Source organism: Cellulomonas sp. ATA003 (assembly GCF_031582905.1).
In the GTDB taxonomy this organism is placed as follows: domain Bacteria; phylum Actinomycetota; class Actinomycetes; order Actinomycetales; family Cellulomonadaceae; genus Pengzhenrongella.
The window spans coordinates 2,578,084-2,597,672 of the sequence record NZ_CP133990.1 but is presented as its reverse complement, the minus strand read 5'-3'; the positions used below and the strand labels follow the sequence as shown (position 1 = coordinate 2,597,672).

The 19,589-nt window shown below is 74.1% G+C and carries 17 protein-coding genes and 2 pseudogenes; 5 read left to right on the top strand and 14 right to left on the bottom strand.

Features of this window, described 5'->3' with window-relative positions:
* Positions 1-12: 12 nt before the first annotated feature.
* Complete coding sequence (gene cimA / locus REH70_RS12965; protein ID WP_310747711.1) at positions 13-1,635, top strand: citramalate synthase; 1,623 nt, start codon at positions 13-15, stop codon at positions 1,633-1,635.
* A gap of 79 nt (positions 1,636-1,714) precedes the next feature.
* Positions 1,715-2,767 carry a biotin/lipoate A/B protein ligase family protein gene (locus tag REH70_RS12960; protein WP_310754288.1) on the top strand — a complete coding sequence of 351 codons (1,053 nt, stop codon included), beginning with the start codon at positions 1,715-1,717 and terminating at the stop codon, positions 2,765-2,767.
* Between the two features lie 6 nt (positions 2,768-2,773).
* On the opposite strand, the gene REH70_RS12955 is transcribed toward REH70_RS12960, so the two are convergent.
* The 5 genes and pseudogenes from REH70_RS12955 to ybaK all read right to left on the bottom strand — a co-directional run bounded on the left by REH70_RS12955 (position 2,774) and on the right by ybaK (position 5,746).
* Complete coding sequence (locus REH70_RS12955; protein WP_310747709.1) at positions 2,774-3,223, bottom strand: hypothetical protein; 450 nt, start codon at positions 3,221-3,223, stop codon at positions 2,774-2,776.
* Complete coding sequence (locus REH70_RS12950; RefSeq protein WP_310747707.1) at positions 3,186-3,404, bottom strand: helix-turn-helix transcriptional regulator; 219 nt, start codon at positions 3,402-3,404, stop codon at positions 3,186-3,188. Before REH70_RS12950 ends, REH70_RS12955 begins: the two co-directional genes overlap by 38 nt.
* 82 nt (positions 3,405-3,486) lie before the next feature.
* Positions 3,487-3,771: pseudogene (locus tag REH70_RS20720) on the bottom strand (CPBP family intramembrane glutamic endopeptidase); the annotation flags it as partial.
* A gap of 543 nt (positions 3,772-4,314) precedes the next feature.
* Positions 4,315-5,244 (bottom strand): YggS family pyridoxal phosphate-dependent enzyme, encoded by a 930-nt coding sequence (locus REH70_RS12945; protein ID WP_310747705.1) that lies wholly within the window; start codon positions 5,242-5,244, stop codon positions 4,315-4,317.
* A 1-nt stretch (position 5,245) separates the two neighbouring features.
* Positions 5,246-5,746, bottom strand: coding sequence for a Cys-tRNA(Pro) deacylase (gene ybaK, locus REH70_RS12940; protein WP_310747704.1), 501 nt, complete (start codon positions 5,744-5,746; stop codon positions 5,246-5,248).
* 254 nt (positions 5,747-6,000) lie between these two features.
* Between ybaK and REH70_RS12935 the strand changes: the two genes are divergently transcribed.
* On the top strand, positions 6,001-6,486 hold the full coding sequence (locus REH70_RS12935) for a hypothetical protein (RefSeq protein WP_310747703.1): 486 nt from the start codon (positions 6,001-6,003) through the stop codon (positions 6,484-6,486).
* Positions 6,487-6,596: 110 nt separating this feature from the next.
* Here REH70_RS12935 and REH70_RS12930 read toward each other — a convergent pair whose 3' ends face one another.
* The 7 genes and pseudogenes from REH70_RS12930 to REH70_RS12900 all read right to left on the bottom strand — a co-directional run bounded on the left by REH70_RS12930 (position 6,597) and on the right by REH70_RS12900 (position 15,850).
* Positions 6,597-7,760 (bottom strand): hypothetical protein, encoded by a 1,164-nt coding sequence (locus REH70_RS12930; RefSeq protein WP_310747701.1) that lies wholly within the window; start codon positions 7,758-7,760, stop codon positions 6,597-6,599.
* Positions 7,691-9,700 carry a S8 family serine peptidase gene (locus tag REH70_RS12925; RefSeq protein WP_310747699.1) on the bottom strand — a complete coding sequence of 670 codons (2,010 nt, stop codon included), beginning with the start codon at positions 9,698-9,700 and terminating at the stop codon, positions 7,691-7,693. The genes REH70_RS12930 and REH70_RS12925 overlap by 70 nt, the downstream gene beginning before the upstream one ends.
* A 185-nt stretch (positions 9,701-9,885) precedes the next feature.
* A complete protein-coding gene (locus tag REH70_RS12920) occupies positions 9,886-10,605 on the bottom strand; it encodes a VIT family protein (RefSeq protein WP_310747697.1) in 720 nt (239 codons plus the stop codon).
* Positions 10,606-10,717: 112 nt separating this feature from the next.
* The gene (locus tag REH70_RS12915; RefSeq protein ID WP_396134528.1) at positions 10,718-13,324 is read right to left on the bottom strand and encodes a DEAD/DEAH box helicase; all 2,607 of its coding nucleotides are present in this window, start codon (positions 13,322-13,324) and stop codon (positions 10,718-10,720) included.
* Between the two features lie 45 nt (positions 13,325-13,369).
* Complete coding sequence (locus tag REH70_RS12910; protein WP_310747694.1) at positions 13,370-13,690, bottom strand: type II toxin-antitoxin system PemK/MazF family toxin; 321 nt, start codon at positions 13,688-13,690, stop codon at positions 13,370-13,372.
* A gap of 3 nt (positions 13,691-13,693) precedes the next feature.
* Positions 13,694-13,927, bottom strand: a complete 234-nt coding sequence (locus REH70_RS12905; RefSeq protein ID WP_310747693.1) for a ribbon-helix-helix domain-containing protein — start codon at positions 13,925-13,927, stop codon at positions 13,694-13,696.
* Positions 13,928-13,976: 49 nt separating this feature from the next.
* A pseudogene (locus tag REH70_RS12900) lies at positions 13,977-15,850 on the bottom strand (glycoside hydrolase family 15 protein).
* A 69-nt stretch (positions 15,851-15,919) separates the two neighbouring features.
* Between REH70_RS12900 and ppk2 the strand changes: the two are divergent.
* Complete coding sequence (ppk2, locus tag REH70_RS12895) at positions 15,920-16,756, top strand: polyphosphate kinase 2 (RefSeq protein WP_310747691.1); 837 nt, start codon at positions 15,920-15,922, stop codon at positions 16,754-16,756.
* Here ppk2 and REH70_RS12890 read toward each other — a convergent pair.
* Entirely contained in the window at positions 16,702-17,622 is a 921-nt protein-coding gene (locus REH70_RS12890) for a 3-methyladenine DNA glycosylase (protein WP_396134753.1), read from the bottom strand. The two genes, ppk2 and REH70_RS12890, sit on opposite strands and share 55 nt — an antisense overlap.
* Positions 17,623-17,738: 116 nt before the next feature.
* Here REH70_RS12890 and REH70_RS12885 point away from each other — a divergent pair, with 116 nt between their 5' ends.
* A complete protein-coding gene (locus tag REH70_RS12885; protein ID WP_310747687.1) occupies positions 17,739-18,407 on the top strand; it encodes a pyridoxal 5'-phosphate synthase in 669 nt (222 codons plus the stop codon).
* On the opposite strand, the gene REH70_RS12880 is transcribed toward REH70_RS12885, so the two are convergent.
* Positions 18,359-19,111, bottom strand: coding sequence for a DUF418 domain-containing protein (locus REH70_RS12880; RefSeq protein ID WP_310747686.1), 753 nt, complete (start codon positions 19,109-19,111; stop codon positions 18,359-18,361). The two genes, REH70_RS12885 and REH70_RS12880, sit on opposite strands and share 49 nt — an antisense overlap.
* Positions 19,112-19,589 lie beyond the last annotated feature (478 nt).

Sequence of the window (19,589 nt, the reverse complement as noted above, 5' to 3'; positions counted from 1 at the left end):
CGGAGATGCCACGTGACCGACCTCAGCGCGCCGACCACGGCGTTCCACGTCTACGACACGACCCTGCGCGATGGTGCGCAGCAGGAGGGCATGAACCTCTCCGTCGCCGACAAGCTCGCGATCGCGCCGCTGCTCGACGATCTCGGGGTCGGCTTCATCGAGGGCGGGTGGCCGGGCGCGATCCCCAAGGACACCGAGTTCTTCGCCCGCGCGGCGACCGAGCTGCGGCTGCGCAACGCCCAGCTCGCGGCGTTCGGCGCGACCCGCAAGCCCGGGCTGCAGGCCTCGGCGGACCCGCAGGTCCGGGCCCTGCTGGACGCGCAGGCCCCCGTCGTGACGCTCGTCGCCAAGAGCGACATCCGCCACGTGCAGCGCGCACTGCGCACCACGGGCGAGGAGAACCTCGCGATGATCGCCGACACCGTCGCGTTCCTCGTCGCCGAGGGTCGCCGGGTCGTGCTCGACGCCGAGCACTTCTTCGACGGCTACCGGTTCGACCCGACCTACGCGGTGGACGCCGTCCGGGCAGCCTTCGAGGCCGGGGCGGAGGTCGCGACGCTGTGCGACACCAACGGCGGCATGCTGCCCGACGACGTCCACGCCGTGGTCACCGCGGTGCGCGGCGCCGTCGGGCCGGTCGGCCGGCTCGGTATCCACGCGCACAACGACTCGGGGTGCGCGGTCGCGAACTCCCTCGCGGCGGTCGCTGCCGGCGCCGACCACGTGCAGGGCACCGTCAACGGCTACGGCGAGCGCACCGGCAACGCCGACCTCATCGCGGTCGTGGCGAACCTCGAGCTCAAGGCGAACCGCACCCTGCTCGCCGGGGGCGCCCTGCGGGACGCGACCCGCATCGCGCACGCGATCAGCGAGATCACCAACATCAGCCCGTTCGCCCGCCAGCCGTACATCGGCGCGAGCGCGTTCGCGCACAAGGCCGGGCTGCACGCGTCCGCCATCAAGGTCGACCCGGACCTCTACCAGCACATCGACCCGACCCTCGTCGGCAACGACATGCGGATGCTCATCTCCGACATGGCCGGGCGGGCGTCGATCGAGCTCAAGGGCCGTGAGCTCGGCTTCGAGCTCGAGGGCCAGGCCGACCTGCTCAGCCGTGTGACGGACCGGGTCAAGCGCTCGGAGGCTGAGGGGTACACGTTCGACGCCGCCGACGCGTCCTTCGAGCTGCTGCTGCGCGAGGAGGTCGACGGCGAGCGGCTCGCGTACTTCGACGTCGAGTCGTGGCGGGTCATCGTCGAGACGATGCCCGGCGCCCCGCACGAGGCGAACGCCGAGGCCACCGTCAAGCTCACCGCGGGCGGTCAGCGGGTCGTGGCGACCGGGGAGGGCAACGGCCCGGTCAACGCGCTCGACCACGCGCTGCGCCAGGCGCTCGTCGGCTGCTACCCGCAGATCGAGCGGTTCGAGCTCATCGACTTCAAGGTGCGCATCATGGACACGATGCACGGCACCGACGCCGTCACGCGCGTGCTCGTGGAGACCATGGACCTGGGTGCGGAGACGACGTGGCGGACCGTGGGCGTGGGGCCGAACGTCATCGAGGCGTCGTGGGAGGCCCTCGTGGACTCGGTGGTCTACGGGCTGCTGAAGGCAGGGGTCGAGCGCCGGTCCTGACCGCCGGGTCGTCCGGGCGTCGTCGTCCGGGCGTCGGGGCAGCCCGACCTACGATGACCCCGTGACTGGCGACGGCGTCCTGCGGGGCGAGTACAAGGTGCCCGGCGGCAAGCTCGTGGCGGTCGACGTCGAGGTGACGGACGGGTCACTGGGGCGAGTCGCGGTGAGCGGGGACTTCTTCCTCGAGCCCGACGACGCCCTGAGCCGCATCGACGCCGCGCTCACAGGCCGGCCCGAGGACGCGAGCGTCGCGGACCTCACCGCCGCGGTGAAGGCCGCGCTGCGACCCATCGACACCCTGGTGGGTTTCACGCCCGAGTCGGTCGCCGTGGCGGTCCGGCGAGCGGTCGGCCGGGCGACCGGGTGGCACGACCACACGTTCGAGGTGATCCACGAGGACGTACCCCGGGCGCCCGCGGTGAACGCCGCGCTCGACCAGGTGCTCCTCGAGGAGCTCGCCGCGGGGCGGCGCGGCCCCACCCTGCGGTTCTGGGAGTGGGTCGAGCCGGCGGTGATCATCGGCTCGTTCCAGTCGCTGCGCAACGAGGTCGACCTCGAGGCGGCCGGCGAGCTCGGCATCGACGTCGTGCGCCGCATCTCCGGCGGCGGCGCGATGTTCATGGAGGCCGGGAACTGCATCACGTTCTCGCTCGTCGTGCCCGCGTCCCTGGTGGACGGGCTGACGTTCGAGCAGTCGTACGCCTTCCTCGACGACTGGGTGATCGGTGCGCTGGCCGACGTCGGCGTGCGGGCGTCGTACTCCGGCCTCAACGACATCGCGTCCCCGGCCGGGAAGATCGCCGGGGCCGCGCAGAAGCGCGTGGTCGGGGGCGGCGTCCTGCACCACGTGACGATGGCCTACGACATCGACGCCGAGAAGATGACCCGGGTCCTGCGGGTGGGCCGGGAGAAGCTGTCCGACAAGGGCACCCGCAGCGCCGCCAAGCGGGTGGACCCGGTGCGCTCGCAGACCGGTCGGTCCCGCGCCGAGGTCATCGCGGCGTTCGACGCCCATTTCCGCGCGCGGTACGGATGCGTCGACGGCGCCCTGCGTCCCGAGGAGGTCGCGCGCGCCGAGGAGCTGGTCGCCACGAAGTTCGGCACGCCGGAGTGGACGGCCCGGGTGCCGTAGGCGCGCTCAGCTGCGGCGGTCGATGACGACGAACGACACCACGCCGACGGTGATGAACACCCAGGGCAGGACGGTCAGCAGCGTCTCGGCGTCGACGCCCACGAGGCTCGCGACGAGCGCCATCGGCGCGACGGCGAAGGCGGCGCTCCCCACCATCGCGGCCGCGCGCAGCAGGACCTGGCTGTCGCGCTCGTCCGGCTGGCCGCCCATGACGCGGGACGCCGTCGCCGCCTCGGCGCCGCGTCGCGCGCTGCGCACGCGGGCCAGTGCGAGCAGACCCAGCACGAGCAGCCCGCCGGTGAGCTGGCCCGCGGCGGTGTCGCGCTCGCCCTGGGCGGCCGTGTACGCCGCCAGCGCCGTGATGCCGGCGAGCCCGGCCAGGACGGCGCCCCACCAGAACAGGCGGGCGGTGCGGGCGTCAGACGTCGGCATGGTCGTCGGCGTGGTCGTCGGCATGGAAGATCTCCTCGATGGTGGCGCCGAAGTAGCGCGCGATGGTGAACGCCAGGGGCAGGGACGGGTCGTACCTGCCGGTCTCGAGCGAGTTGACGGTCTGCCGGGAGACACCGAGCGCGGTGCCCAGCGCCCCCTGGGAGAGCCCGGCCTCCTCGCGGAGCCGGCGGATCTCGTTCCTCATCGCCGCGCGGCCGGGACGTCGTCGTCCGTGGCGGCCCCGGGCGCGGGGCGGGGGCCTGGGCGAGCGCGGCCACGTCGATGAGGACGTGCAGCACGATCGGGACCAGCAGGCTGCCGGTCGCGAGGTAGATCGAGGCGAACACGGCCCCGACCACACCGGTCGCGAGAACGCCCGCCGGCCCCTGGTACAGGTGCGCGACACCGAACAGGACCGCGGCCAGCCCGACGACGACCCAGGCAGGGGTCTCGGGCGCCACCAGCGCGAGGGTCAGGACGAGCAGGCCCCGGTAGGTGACCTCCTCGGTGATCCCCGCGGTGACCGAGACCGCCGTCCAGGCTCGCCGTCCCCGTGGCGTGGTGGGGAGCATGGGGGCGACGGCGGGTGCCGCCAGGACCTGGGGGTCGTCCGGTGCGAGGCGTCGCTCGGCGCGGCGGGCCAGGGCGCCCAGGACGCCGGCCGCGACGGCGACGCCGACGAGCACGCCCAGGACGGTCCACATGCCCTCGCCGCCGATGAGCGAGGCGCCGGTGTCGCGTGCCCGGTCGGCGACCTGGGCGCCGTCGGGCAGGCGCACCCCGAGGTCGGCCGGCCCCACGCCGGGGAGGAGCGTGACCCCGGCGAGGGCGGCGACGGCCCAGCCCCAGCTCAGCACGATCCACCGGCGGTACAGGTGCAGGCGGGCGCCCTCGGCGCGTGCCGGGTCGGCGGCGATGCGGCGCACCAGGGTCCGGTGGTCGCGGCGCCCGACGACGGGGTCGACGAGCACGAGCGCGAGCGTCAGGGTGACGAGCACGGCCAGCGTCACGGGTGGGACGTCGAGGGCCTGCAGGCCGTCCAGGGTGCTCTCCACGCGTACCTCCGTCGATGGTCGGGTGTGGGACGTCCGCCCCGGTCACGCGGAGCGGCGGGGTCAAGGAGCCTTGACACCTCGACCCGGCACCAGCGTGCCGAACCACGCCGGACCTGTCAAGCGTCCTTGACGCCCGACATGCCGAGTGCGACGTTCTCCACCGTTGGCGCGCCACGAAGGGTGGAGAACGTCGCACTCGACGGGGTGGCGGGCGGCCGGCAGGGTCAGGAGGGGCGGGCGGCCGCCGAAGACGGCGGTGCCGACGCGGACCGTCGTCGACCCCTCGGCGACGGCGACCTCGAGGTCACCGCTCATGCCCATCGACAGCTCCGTGGCGTCCGCCGTGCCGGGCGCGCCCGAGGCGAGAACCGCGTCCCGCAGCTCGCGCAGCCGCGCGAAGCCGGCCCGGACGACGGCGTCGTCGGGGGAGCGGGCGCCGATCGTCATGAGACCGCGCAGCCGCAGTCCCTCCAGCGCCGCGACCGCCAGCGCGAGCTCGACGGCGTCGTCGGGCGCGACGCCGTACTTCGAGTCCTCGCCCGAGACGTTGACCTGCACGAGGACGTCCAGCCGTCGTCCCGCGGCCGCCGCGCGGAGGTCGAGACGCCGCGCGAGGTCGAGCGTGTCCACGCTCTGCACGCACGTCGCCCAGCGCAGCGCGGCGTTGACCTTGTTGGACTGCAGGTGGCCGATGAGGTGCAGCTCGTCGGTGACGTCGGACAGGTCGGGGGCCTTGGCGACGAGCTCCTGCACCCGGTTCTCGCCGACGACGACGCGTCGCCCGCCGAGCCCGGGTGCCACCGCGAGCGCTGCCCGAACCCCCGCGACGTCGACGGTCTTGGTGGCGAGCAGCAGGCGCACGGACCCCGCGGGGCGGCCGGCGTCGTCCTCCGCGGTCAGCAGGCGCTCGTGGACGGCGACGAGCCGCTCCCGGACGCCCGTGGCGTCGCCGCCGTCGCCCTCGGCGGTGCCCCGGCCGGTGGTGGCCACGTCAGTCCCGCGCGATGGGGGCGAGGACGGCCCCGGTGAGCGCGACGAGGTCGGCCGGGGCCACCTCGACGTCGAGCCCACGCCGGCCACCGGAGACGAAGACGGTGTCCCACAGCTCGGCGGTCTCGTCGAGGACGGTGGGGTGCCGGGTGCGCTGCCCGAGCGGGGAGATGCCGCCGAGCACGTACCCGGTGACCCGCTCCGCGACCGCCCCGTCGGCCATGACCGCGCGCTTGCCGCCGACCGCGTGGGCGAGCGCCTTGAGGTCGAGCATCCCGGTGACGGGGACGACCGCGACCGTCAGGACGCCGTCGACGGACGTCATGAGGGTCTTGAAGACCTGCTCGGGGGGCACGCCGAGCACCTGGGCGGCCTCGAGCCCGTAGCCGACGTCGCTCGCCGGGTCGTGCTCGTAGGGGTGGGCGGTGTGCGGGACGCCGGCGGCCTCGAGGGCGGCGAGCGCCGGGGTGCCGGTCGGTGCAGCACGTGACTTCTTGACCACCCGCGCAGCGTAGGCCCGCCGCGCGCCGCTGACATCGCCGCGGCACGGGGACGAGCCCCGTGGCGGCTGGTCCGTCGCCCCGGGCGGTCCCTCGCCCGGGACGGAGGCTGGGTGCACGGCTGTCCCGGACGGGACGAATCGGCGACGCCGCTCGTTGTCGGGTCAGGACACACCAGGACTCCGGGCGCGCGGCGCCGGGCAGAGAGGGGCGGACGACGATGCGCCGGTCGACGCGCGGGGTGGTGGTGCTGGCGGTGGCTCTCGTGGTCAGCGGCTGCGCGGGGACCACTGCGGACCCGGACGCGCCCGGCGGCTCGGAGGGGAGCGCGCCCGACGCGAGCGGCGAGCCCGGGCCGTCCGGTCCGACCGAGGACCCGGAGCCGTCCACCACGGCCCCTCGCCCGACCCCCACGCAGCTCCCGCTCCCCGACAGGCCCGACCCGCCGTCGTCCACGCAGCAGCCGGCGCCCGACGACCTCACCGCGGCGGCGGTCCTCGACCTGGCCGCGCACCTCGGCGTCCCGGCCGAGGAGGTGTCCGTCGTCCGCGTGGAGGAGGTCACCTGGCCGGACGGCTCGCTCGGCTGCCCCGAACCCGGAGTGCTCTACACCCAGGCGATCATCGACGGGACGCTCATCGTGCTCGGCGCGGGCGGCTCGAACTTCCGGTACCACGCGAGCGAGCACCACGCGCCGTTCCTCTGCGAGGCGGACGGGGCGGCGGGCTCGCCCGACCTCTGACCGGCCCGCGGACCGAGCCACCGGCGCGCCGCCCGGGCACGACGCCGCCCGGGCACGACGCCGCCCGGCCCCCGAGTGCGGGACCGGGCGGTGTCGGGGTGCGGGTGGGCTCAGCGTCGCGGCCCCCGGAGCGGGATCAGGTCGGCCTGCTCACTACCCGTGGGGTCCTGCTGGTTGACGACCATCCAGCCCAGCACCGGCGTGCTCCCCAGCTGCTCGGCGTCCACCGTCGCGGTCCAGTCGACCCGGCCGCGACCGGGCAGCTCGAGGAGCTGCCCGGTCCCGACCGGCGGGTCGAAGGCGTCGAACGCCGCCCGGCCCTCGGTCTCGTCCAGCCCGCCGCTGACGAACGTGGTGGTCGCCGCGTCGTAGAGGAAGTCCGGGTTCGCCGCGCTCAGCCCCACGTCGCTCAGGACGAAGGGCAGCGTGACGGTGGCCGAGTTGATGCCGCCGGTCGCCGGCAGGGCCCGGATGGCCTCTCCGCTGCTGAGGTCCACCGTGACCGCCGCGAACTGGCCCGTGAACGCGCCGACGGTGAGGAGCCCGAGGTCCAGCCCGACGACGAGAAAGTCGGCGGTGCCGTTCTCGTCCGGGTCGACGAAGACGTCGTACTCGGCGGTGGACGCGCTGCCCAGACGCTGGTGGCTGTTGATGGCGAACACGCCGAGCCCCTGCGCCTCCGGCTCGTCCGGGAACGGTGCGACGTCCGGGAACGCCTGGACGCCGACGGCCCGGATGTCGGGGGCCCGGCCCCCGGTCAGCACGTCGTCGCCCCGGGCGTCCTGGAACCCCCAGGCGTACACGTCCGCGGTCCCCGGGACGCGCGAGCGGTTCTGGGTGGTGAGCTCGGCCGTGCCGTCCCGCGGGACCCGCACGGCCCCGGGATGGGTCTTCAGGTCCGACGTCGCCCGGTGCACCAGGAGGTAGGGGACGCGCAGGGTCACCGCACCGGAGTCCGGGCCGAGGACGGGGGTGAAGACCACCGTCCCGGACGCGGCCTGCAGCCCGTCGGCGGGCAGGTCGGGGGACGGCCGGACCGTCACCGTCACCTCGACCTGGACCTCCCGGAGTGCCGGCACGGTCACCGACGCCGGCTTGACGGACACCTCGGTGACCCCGTCGGGCTCGCTGCTCGCCTCGACGGAGGCGGCGAAGGTCAGCGGATCGGGCCCGGTGTTGCGCAGGGTGACCGTCCTGCGCTCGGTCACCGTGCGCTCGGACTCCCTGAAGCCGAAGGACAGGCTCGCCGTCCCCTCGTCGCCGAGGGCCACCACGGGGGTGCGGATCGCCTGGTCGGCGTCGACCAGGCCGGCGCCGAGGCGCAGGGCGCTGTAGCCCGCCGTGCCCTCGGGGTCGGCCGTGGTGATGATCGCTGCCTTGAGCGCGTCGACCTCCAGCCCGGGCCGGGCCTCGCGCAGCAGTGCGGCGACCCCCGCGACGTGGGGGAGGCCATCGAGGTCCCCGAGGACGTCCGGCCGCCGGTCCCGGTCCCCACGGCCGCCGAGACGATGGACACACCGGGCGCCGCCACGTCGGGCTTGGCGGTGTCGCCGGTCAGGGCGGGACCGGCGGAGGAGAAGCCGGCGGACCGCCGGAAGCCGGGGTTCGGCAGCGGGTCGCTGGCCGTGACGGTGGCCTGCTCGCCGTCCAGCGCGGCGAGCTGCTCACCCTGCTCCGGCGTGGCGCCCAGGAACGGGATCGTGACGCCCGCGATCGGACCCTCGATCGGCGGCAGCCCGGAGTCGTTGACCATGACGACGGCAGCGGCACCGGCCTCCTGCCCGAGGATCGCCCGGTCGACGCGCGGGCAGACGCCGCGGACCGTCACGACCACCGCACCGTCCTCGAGGTCGGCGTAGTCGGCCGCGGCGCAGCCGAGCGACTCGTCCGCCGGCGTCGCCGGGTCGTCGTCGAGCACGACGAGCGGACCGGTGGCGGGATCGGGGATGTCGACCGCGTTGGACACCTGGAGCTGCAGCTCGGTGTCGCCCGCCGTCAGGAGCGCGGCCGGGTAGCTCGCGACGGTGTCCAGCGCGGCGACGCTCAGCGCACGCTCCGCCGTGCCCGGGGACCCGACGATGTAGGTGATGTCGCCCGAGTTGCCGGCCGCCAGCACCGGCACCGTGCCCGCGCGGGCGGCGTTGTCGATCGCCGCGACCCCCGCGTCGCCCAGCGCGCTGAAGTCCGAGCCGAGGCTGAGGTTGATGACGTCGAGGTCGTGCGCCACCGCCCAGTCGACGGCCTCGGCGACCACGTCGGTCCCGCCCTCGCAGCCGAAGACCTTCAGCGCGTACAGCAGCGCCTGCGGCGCCACGCCCGGCCCCACCTCGAAGTCGACGTCGTGCGTCGAGGCGTCGTAGGGCCCGGTGTAGGTCGAGCCGTCGGTCAGCACGCCCATGCCGGCGGCGGTGCCGGCGACGTGGGTCCCGTGACCGTCGCAGTCGAGCGGGTCGGGATCCGGCGCGGGGACGGACGCAGGGTCGGTCGGTCCGGCGCCCGGGTCGTAGGCGTCCCCCACGAAGTCGTGGCCGCCCACGACCTTGGCGGTCGGGAACGTCCCCTCCTCGACCACCGCGGGGTCGTTCGCCGCGTAGGCTTCGGCCGTCCCCGGACCGCCGAAGGCGGCGTGGGTGTAGTCGATGCCGCTGTCGATGATCCCCACGGTGACCCCCTCGCCGGTCGCGCCCAGGTCCTCCCAGACCTCCTGGGGGATGTCGAGGAACGGCACCGAGTCGTCGTTCGTGCGCTCGACGGTGGGCACCGCGTGGACCGCGACGACGTCCGGCAGGGCGGCCACCCGGCTGAGGGCCGAGTGCGGCAGGCTGGCCTTGACGCCGTTGTAGGCGTCCTGCATCGCCGCGAGCACACGGCCGTCGAGCTCTTCGACGGCCTCGCGGATCGGCGCCTGGCGACGCTCCAACCACGACCGCAGGGCCGCACGCTGGCTGTCCGGCAGCTCGCCGCCGGCGTCCAGCGCCTGCGCCTGTGCTCCGGCGACCGGTTCACCCGCCACCTCCAGCATCACGGTCACCAGCCGGTCCGGGTCCAGGCCCGCCGGCTGGAAGTCGCTCCGCTGGCCGTCCGGCCCGGTCAGGGGGAGCTGGGTGATGCCGTCCAGCGGCCCGGGGAGCGCGGCGGGCACCGCGGCCCCCGAGGCCGTCGTGGGCACCATCACCGCACACAGCACCGCCGACGCCGACACCGCGGCAGCCATCACTCTTGTCCTACGACTCACGCTGACTCCGTTCGCGATGCACTGTGACCTCCAGTCACAGGGTCGTGACGAAGTGCACCACCTCCGGGGCCCCGTGCCTACCCTCCGGGGTGCGCGGATCACCATCCGGACGCTCCGGCCGACGCCCCCTGCGCCGTCGCCGGGGCTGCACCGTGCCGACCCGCTCAGACCGCCAGGCCGACCAGGGTGCCGACGCCGTAGGTGATGCCCATGGCGAGCGACCCGCCGACGAGGTTGCGCACGACGGCGGGTCGGCGGGGAGCACCGCCCAGCCGCGCCGACGAGGCCCCGGTGAGGGCGAGCGCGACGAGCACCGCGAGGAAGGTCACCGGCACTCGGGCGGCGACGGGCGTGACGAGGACCGCGACCAACGGCAGCAGACCCCCCACCACGAAGGCGGCGAACGAGGCCAGGGCCGCGTGGCCCGGGTCGACGAGCTCGTCGGGGTCGATGCCGAGCTCGACCCGGGCGTGCGCGCGCAACGCGTCGTGCGCGGTCTGCTCGACGGCGACCGCACGGGCCAGCTCGGGGGAGAGGCCGCTCGCGCGGTGCAGGTCGACGAGCTCCTCGAGCTCCTCCTCGGGGGACTCGGCGAGCTCCCGTCGCTCGAGGTCGAGCAGGGCGCGTTCGGAGTCGCGCTGGCTGGAGACCGACACGTACTCGCCGACGGCCATCGACAGCGCCCCCGCGGTGAGCGCGGCGACGCCGGCGATGGCGAGTGCCGGACGGTCGCTCGTCGCCCCCGCGACCCCGACGACGACGCCCGCGACGGACACGATGCCGTCGTTCGCGCCGAGGACGGCGGCGCGCAGGCGGTTCAGGCGCGCGGCGGTCCCGGGGTGGTGCGGCTCGACCGTGGTGGCACCCGCTGCGAGTGTGCTCATGCCGCCACGCTAGGCGCCTGCGGCGCGTCCGTCACCGAAGGCCAGGCTGGCCTCACTGCGGACGTCACCGCAGGTCAGGGCATCCTTACCTACCGTCAGGTGGCCGACGGTGCTACAGCCGACCGACCGCCGTCACCCGCACGACGACCTCACCGGCCGCGTCGCTCGCCGCGAGGTCGACGATGGCGTCGATGCGCCAGTCGTGGTCGTCGGCCGGGTCGTCGAGCACCTGCCGGACCTCCCACGTGCCGCGGGCGTGCGCCGGGCGCTCGGTGATCTGCAGCAGCGCCGGCCCACGGGCGTCCGGGCCGATCCCGATGGCGTCGTGGTCGTCGTAGTAGGGGTCGAGCGCGGCGGCCCAGGCGTCGGCGTCCCAGCCCGCGGCGCCGTCCAGCGCGCCGAGCGCCCGGTAGTCCTCGCGCGCGGCGAGGTCGACCCGGCGGAACATCGCGTTGCGGACCAGCGCGCGGAAGGCGCGGGCGTTGGCGGTGATCGGACGCGCGGACTCGTCCTCCGTGTCCAGCCCGGGGACGGCACCGGTGGCGCCGTCGGCCGCCGCCTCGTCGGGGTGGCGCAGGCGCTCCCACTCGTCGAGCAGGCTCGAGTCGGTGCGCCGGACGAGCTCGCCCAGCCACTCGACGAGCTCGGCGAGCTCCTCGGTCCGGCCGTCCTCGGGAACCGTCTGGCGCAGCGCCCGGTAGGCGTCGGCGAGGTAGCGCAGCAGCACACCCTCGGTGCGCTCCAGCCCGTAGAAGGAGACGCACTCCGCGAAGGTCATCGTCCGCTCGTACATGTCCCGGACGACCGACTTCGGGGACAGCTCGAGGTCGGCGACCCACGGGTTGGTCTGCCGGTACGTGGCGAACGCCGCGGTCAGCAGCTCGGCGAGGGGCTGCGGGTGGTGGATGTCCTCGAGGACGGCCATCCGCTCGTCGTAGTCGTAGCCCTCGGCCTTCATCGCCCCGATCGCCTCGCCGCGCGCCTTCTTCTCCTGCGCGATGAGCACCTGCCGCGGGTCGTCCAGGGTCGCCTCGATGACCGAGACGGTGTCCAGCGCGGCGGACGGCGACGCGGCGTCGATCAGGTCGAGGGCCGCGAAGGCGAACGGCGACAGCGCCTGGTTGAGCGCGAAGTTCGCCGGCACGTCGACCGTGAGCCGGACGGTCCGCCCGCGTCCGTCCGGGCGGGGCACGCGCTCGACGACCCCGGCCGCCCGCAGCGAGCGGTAGACGGCGATCGCGCGGCGCACGTGCCGCCCGCGCGCCGACTCGGGTTCGTGGTTGTCGGTGAGCAGCCGCGTCATGGCCTCGACCGGGTCGCCCGGCCGGGCCAGCACGTTGAGCACCATCGCGTGCGAGACCGCGAAGCTCGAGCTGAGGGGTTCGGGGTCGGCGTCGCGCAGCCGCTCGAACGTCTTGTCGGTCCAGTTCACCGCGCCCTCGGGGGCCTTCTTCCGGACGATCTTCTTCAGCTTCTTCGGGTCGTCCCCGGCGCGCTCGAGCAGCTTGCGGTTCTCGATGACGTGGTCCGGCGCCATGACGATGACCTCGCCGACCGTGTCGTAGCCCGCCCGTCCGGCGCGCCCGGCGATCTGGTGGAACTCGCGCGCGGTGAGGTGCCGCATCCGGACGCCGTCGTACTTCACGAGCGAGGTCAGGACGACGGTGCGGATCGGGACGTTGATGCCCACCCCGAGGGTGTCGGTGCCGCAGACGACCTTGAGCAGACCCTTCTGGGTCAGCCGCTCGACCACCCGGCGGTACTTGGGCAGCATCCCGGCGTGATGGACGCCGACGCCGTGGCGCAGCAGCCGGGACAGGGTGCGGCCGAACCCGGGGCCGAACCGGAAGTCCCCGAGCTCGGCGGCGATCTCGTCGCGCTGCTCGCGGGTCGCGACGTTCGTGCTCAGCAGGGCCTGGGCGCGCTCGACGGCGGCGGCCTGGGTGAAGTGCACGACGTACACCGGCGCGCGCCGGGTCCGCACGAGCTCCTCGAGGAGCTCGTGCAGCGGCTCGATCACGTAGGAGAACGTCAGCGGGACGGGACGCTCGGTGTGCGCGACGACGGCGACCGGTGCGCCGGTGCGCCGCTCGATGTCGTCGGCGAAGAACGAGACGTCGCCGAGCGTCGCGGACATGAGCAGGAACTGGGTGCGCGGCAGCTCCAGGAGCGGCACCTGCCACGCCCAGCCACGCTGGGGGTCGGCGTAGAAGTGGAACTCGTCCATGACGACCTGGCCGACGTCGGTGGCGTCACCTGAGTCACCTGAGTCGCCGTCGGCGCCGCCGGTGCGCAGCGCGTGGTTGGCGAGGATCTCCGCGGTGCAGCAGATGATCGGGGCGCCGGGGTTGACGGCCGAGTCGCCGGTCATCATGCCGACGTTGTCGGAGCCGAACGCCGCGACGAGCGCGAAGAACTTCTCGCTGACCAGCGCCTTGAGCGGCGCGGTGTAGAACGTGCGGCGGCCCTGCGCGAGCGCGACGAAGTGCGCCGCCATCGCGACCAGCGACTTCCCGGAGCCCGTCGGGGTCGCCAGGATCACGTGCGAGCCGGTGACGAGCTCCATGAGCGCCTCGGTCTGCGCCGGGTACAGCGTGAACCCGGCGTCGGTCGCCCAGCCGACGAACGCCTCGTACAGCGCGTCGGCGTCCTGCGGGTCGGCCGGGATCCGCTGGGCGAGGGTGAGCGGACGGTCGGCGAGGGTGGTCACGGAGTCCATCGTCTCAGCCCGGTGCGAGCCACCGTGCACGCCGGGACCCGGACATCAGCGTCGATCGAGGAGGGGCAGGTCGAGGTCGTAGGCCAAAACCATGGCGCGGGCCAGCTCGCCCTCCTGCTGGGCGCTGAGGTACCCGACGGTGCGTCCGAGCAGGTTCTTGGGGACGGTGACGACGTTGTCCAGAGCGACCGCGCACTCGTGGTCGAGGCCGTTGTCCGGCCCGACCCGGACCTCGCTCGACAGGCCTCTGACGGTGCTCGTGATGGGAGCGACGGTGACCTTGGTCATCGCACCCAGAGCAGCTGCCCGGGTCAGGATGAGAGCTGGTCGCGTCTTGTCGAGACGGACCAGACAGATCTCGCGCACGGGTCAGTCCTCGAGGTCCACGTGGGTCGCGGTCCACCGCACCAGGTCATCGAGGTCGTCGGCCGGGCCGTCGCGTCGGAGCGTCTGAGCGTCGTGCTGTGCAAGGAGTCGGCGCATCTCGCGTTCGACCGCGGAGGCGACAAGGGCGGCACGGCTCGGCGCCGTGCCGTCGGCGACTGCGCGGTCGAGGAACTCCACCATCTCGTCGGGGAGACGAACAGCGATCTGAGTGCTCACGCGACGACGCTACCAGAACGCATCCCATATCGGGATGCGTCCGGACGCCTCAGTCGGTGCCTGGCAACCACCGCCCACGCGCGTGCCCGATCGCGTCCGCGGCGCGGATGAGGCCGAGGTGGCTGAACGCCTGCGGGAAGTTGCCCGCCAGCCGTCCGGAGGCGGGGTCGTACTCCTCGCTCATCAGCCCCAGATCGTTGGCGAAGCCGAGCAGCGTGGTCATCAGGCGGTCGGCGTCGTCGAGGCGGCCGCTGGAGGCGTACTGCTCGACGAGCCAGAACGCGCAGATGAGGAAGGGGTACTCGTCGCCCTCGAGGCCGTCCAGACCGGCCCCCGTGCGGTAGCGGTGCACCAGCCCCAGCTCGCCCTGCAGCTCCTGCTCGATGCGCGCCACGGTGCCGAGCATGCGGGGGTCGTCGTACGCCAGGAACCCCGTGTGCGGGAGCTGCAGCAGCGAGGCGTCGACCTCGGTGTTGTCGTAGGTCTGGGTGAAGGTGTTGAGCTCGGTGTCGAACCCGCGCTCGTCGATCTCGGCGCGCATCCGCTCGCGCAGCTCGCGCCAGCGCTCGACCGGGCCGTCCAGACCGTGCTCCTCGACCGCACGGACCCCCTGGTCGAAGGCCGCCCACATCATCGCCCGACCGTGCGTGAAGTAGTGCAGGTCCCCCCGCATCTCCCAGATGCCGTGGTCCTTGCGGTCGATGTTCGACTCGCAGTAGAGCAGCAGGCTCTTCTGCAGGCCCCAGGTGTACTCGTCCTCCTCGACGCCGGCGTCGCGCAGCTGACCCAGCGCGATCATGACCTCGCCCACGACGTCGGCCTGGTACTGGTCGGCCGCCCCGTTGCCGATGCGCACCGGTCGCGAGCCCTCGTACCCGGCGAGGTGCTCGAGCTCCAGCTCGGTGAGGTCACGCTCCCCGGCCAGGCCGTACATGATGCGCACGTCGTCCGCGTCGCCGGCCACGGCGCGCAGCAGCCAGTCCCGCCACAGGCACGCGCCCTGCGTGAGGCCGTGCACGACGGCGACCTCGATGGTCAGGGCGGCGTCGCGCAGCCAGGTGTACCGGTAGTCCCAGTTGCGGCTGCCGCCGAACTCCTCGGGCAGCGACGCGGTGGCGGCCGCGACGATGCCCCCCGTCTCGGAGTGGGTCAGTGCCCGCAGGACCAGCAGCGACCGCAGCACCATGGGGTCGTGGTCGGTGTGCACCGCGAGCTCGGACGCCCACGCCGTCGACGACTCGATGGCCTCCGCCAGGGCGTTGTCGGCGTTCACCGGCTCCGGCGGCGACTGGTACGAGGGGAACCACGTGAGGTCCCAGTCCAGCCGCTCGCCCGCCCTGAGCGGGAACGCCCCGGTCAGGCGGGGCGCGCGGGCGCCGGCCTCCCCGGAGGACGCCGGCTGGTGTCCTCCGGGCTGCCCCGCGCTGCCCGGCTCGGTGTCACCGTGGCCGTCGTCGTCCGACCACCCGAGCAGCGGCCCGCTGATGAGCAGCCCGTCCGGACCCGCGAGGGAGAGCAGGGCGGGGCGCTCACGGTCGTCGATCCGCCGAACCCACGGCGTCGCCCGCGCGTAGTCGAAGCGCAGCCGCAGGTCGTGCTCGATGACGACCTCACCCTCGAGGCACTCCACGCGGCGCACGAGGTCGGCCTTGCCGGAGCTGGGCGGCATGAAGTCGGTGACCCGGACGGTGCCGGTCGGGGTGCGCCACGTCGTCTCGAGCACGAACGTCTGCGGGAGGTACCGCCACTCGACCACCTCGCCGTCGACGGCGGACAGCTGCCACCGGCCGTCGTCGGCGTCACCGAGGATCGCGGAGAACACCGCGGGGAGTCGAACCGAGGCAGGCACAGCCAGTCGATGCTGCCGTGCCGCGACACCAGCGGGCCGGTGCGCAGGTCGGACAGCAGGGCGTAGTCCTCCAGGGGGTGCTCATCGGTCCTGTATACGCACCGCCCGGCGTGGTCGCACGGTGCGCGCGCTAGCGTCCGGGCATGGCGAAGACGTCCGGCCGCGGGCCGAAGATCCCTGACGATGTCTACGAGGCCGAGCTGTTCCGGCTCCAGACGGAGCTGGTCAAGGTCCAGCAGTGGACCCGCGAGACGGGTGCGCGGATCGCGGTCGTCTTCGAGGGCCGCGACGCCGCGGGCAAGGGCGGCACGATCAAGCGGGTCACCGAGTACCTGAGCCCCCGGGTCGCGCGCATCGCCGCCCTGCCCGCCCCGACCGAGCGTGAGCGTGGCCAGTGGTACTACCAGCGGTACGTCGCCCACCTGCCGTCACCCGGCGAGATCGTGCTGTTCGACCGGTCCTGGTACAACCGCGCCGGCGTCGAGAAGGTCATGGGCTTCTGCACCCCGGCCGAGCACGCGCGCTTCCTGCGCCAGACGCCGCAGTTCGAGCAGATGCTCATCGACGACGGGATCCTGCTGCGCAAGTACTGGTTCTCGGTCTCCGACCGCGAGCAGCTGCGGCGGTTCCGGTCCCGCCTGGACGACCCGGTGCGGCAGTGGAAGCTCAGCCCGATGGACCTGGAGTCGATCAACCGGTGGGAGGACTACTCACGGGCCAAGGACGAGATGATGGTCCACACCGACGTCCCGGCGAGCCCCTGGTACGTCGTGGAGTCCGACATCAAGAAGCACGCCCGGCTCAACATGATGTCCCACCTGCTCTCGACGATCCCGTACACGGACGTCCCCACGCCGCGGGTCGAGCTGCCCGAGCGGCCGCCGGCGTCGCGCGGGTACGAGCGGCCCCCGCGGGAGCGGTCGACCTACGTGCCGGACCACGTCGCGGCGCTGCGGGGCGACCCGGAGCGCGACCTCTGAGGGATCGACTCCCCGACCAGGCGCTCGCACACCTCGAGCAGGCGCTCGCGCAGCACCGCCGACCGCTCCGCGAACCCGCGCTGGCGCGTCGCGTACTGCGCCTTGCCGGCCGGCGTCTCGATCGCCACAGCGGCCTCGCCGAGGGATGACACGTCGTACGGCGACGCCTGCATGTCGAGCGTCCGGATGTCGCGTGCGAGGACGAAGCAGTCCAGGACGAGGTCGCCCGGGGCGGCCGGACCGAGCTTCAGCACCCATTTGAGCAAGTCCATGTTGGCGTGCAAGCACCCGGGCTGCTCGAGCTCCGGCTGCGTCGCCCGGGTCGGCTGGAGCCGGTTGCGCGCGACGGCGTCGGGCGTGAAGAAGCGAAACGCGTCGAAGTGGGTGCAGCGCACGGGGTGGCTCTCCACGACGGCGTCGGTGCCCTCGCGGCCCAGCCGGAGCGGCAGGGAGTGACGCCGACGGGCGTCGTCCTCGCGGTAGACCATCGCCCACTCGTGCAGGCCCAGGCACCCCAGGTGCGCCGGACGGGATGCCGTCGCGGCCAGCAGCGTGCGGATGTAGCGGACCGTGTCGCCGCGGTCGGCGAGGAACGCCGCGACGTCGAGCGTGACGCCGTCGTCGGTGGTGCGGTGCCAGCGCCACGACGCACGGGCCGCGAGGTCGTCCGCCGTGCCGGAAAGGACCACCCCGGCACCCGGGTGCCAGCGGCGCAGGGGCGACGGCTTGAGGTTGTAGTAGTCGTACAGGAAGTCGTCGATCGGGTGGCGCTCACCGCGGCTGCGACGGTCGCGGTACCCGGCCGTGAGGGTGTCGACCCGCGCCGCGTGCGCCTCGGCCAATGGGCCCCACGCGCTCGCGGGCAGCACGAGGTCCGCCGTCGCCGACGTCGCCGGGGAGGAGGGGTCGTCACGCCCCCAGGGTAGGCGGGCGCCTACTGTCGGTCGCAGCCGCCCCGAGCACGCCGAACCCTGGAGCACCCGTGAGCACCGACCAGCCGGACGACGTCCGCTCCCTCCTGCGCAGCCTGCGCGTCTTCGCGGGGGACCTGCCCCGGTTCGACCCCGACGACGCCGCCCCGACGCCGCAGGCCATGTTCGTCGCCTGGCTGCGCGCGGCGGCCGACGCCGGCGTGCGCGAGCCGCACGCGGTGACGGTCTCGACCGCCGACGGGGACGGACGTGTGTCCGCGCGGGTGGTGGTGCTGCACGACGTCGTCGACGGGGCGTGGCGGTTCGCGACGGACAGCCGCAGCCGCAAGGTCCTCGACGTCGACGCCAACCCGCGCGCGGCGTTGTCCTTCTACTGGCGCGAGCAGGCGCGGCAGGTGCGGCTGGAGGGGACGGTGCGACGGGTGGGTGCCGAGGCGTCCGCCGCCGACTTCCTCGCCCGCTCGCCCGCGTCGCGCGCGGCGGGCCTGGCCACCCGCCCGGGTGAGCCGCTCGGCTCCGTCGCCGAGCTGCGCGACGCGATGGGCACGGCCGCGGAGCGGGTCGATCGTGAGCCGGGGACGGTCCTGCCCGAGTGGACGCTCCTCGAGCTCGTGCCGGACGAGGCCGAGTTCTGGCAGGGCGACCCCGGGCGCGCGCACACCCGGGTGGTCTACCGGCGCGGTGACGACGGCTGGACGCGCGGGCTCGTCTGGCCGTGAGGGTCGGGGCCCGCAGCGCCCGCAGCGCCCGCAGCGCCCGGGCCACCCGGCCCCGGGTCGACCACCATCGCGGCCACCCGCGTCGACACCTCGTGCAGGCCGCGCTCGAGCGGCCCCCGGCCGAGGACCGCGCGCCACGCGGTGGCCAGCACGACGGTCACGACGAGGAACGCCACGTGCACGCCGACCCGCGGCTCGCGGACGACGTCCGCGCCGAGGAACGCGATGACCACGATGTGCACGCAGTACGCGGTCAGCGCGAGCGCCCCGGTCGCCGCGAGCGGCGCGAGCAGCCGGGGCAGCCGGTCGGCCAGCGCGAGGCACCCGACGAGCACGACGAGCGCGACGCCGGTGTTGCCGGTCACCTCGAAGGTCGTGTCCGCGTGCGGCTCGATGCTCGTCAGGGTCAGCACCTCGGACGCCTGCCCCGCGGCGAGGCCCGTCGCGAGCAGTCCGCCGCCGTACCCGACGACGCCGAGGACCACGCCGGTCACGAGCAGGCGGCCGCGCAACCGGGCGGACCGCAGGTCGCTGCGGCCCACCGCGAGCCCGGCCAGCACGTACGCGATCCACACCAGGGCGGGGTAGTAGCCGTCGACCAGCAGGTCGAGCAGCCCGGTCGGTGGTCTGCCCGCAGCGGTCAGCGCCGCGTCCAGGGGCAGTGCGACGGCCGGTCCGCCGACCGCCACCGCGGCGGCGAGCACGGCGAGCGAGGCCGGGGAGCCGGAGCACCGGCAGCGTGAGCGCGAAGAGGATGCCGTAGGACGGGAGGATGACCGCGATGGGCGTGCCGAGCGCCGCCAGCACGATGCCGAGACCGAACAGCACGACGCCACGCACCAGGACGCGGACCCGGGCGCGAGCCAGGAGCGCGCCGGTCGGTGCTGCCGGGCCACCGCTGAGGAGGGCGATCGACACCCCGGCCAGGACGGCGAAGAGGGCGGCCGAGCGGCCGTCGGCGATGCCCAGCCAGCCGTCGGCCGACCACAGGTCCGGGCCGGCGACCCCGACGTGGGCACTCATCATCCCGAGCACCGCGAGCCCCCGTGCGACGTCGACGCCGCGGATGCGTTCCACGACGGCAGCGTACGCGCGGCGCTCCGGGTGGGGCTGGAACCCGTCGTGCCGCGGGGCTGCACCGCCGACGCGAGGCGTCTCAGCCACCGGTACTGCGCGTCCCGA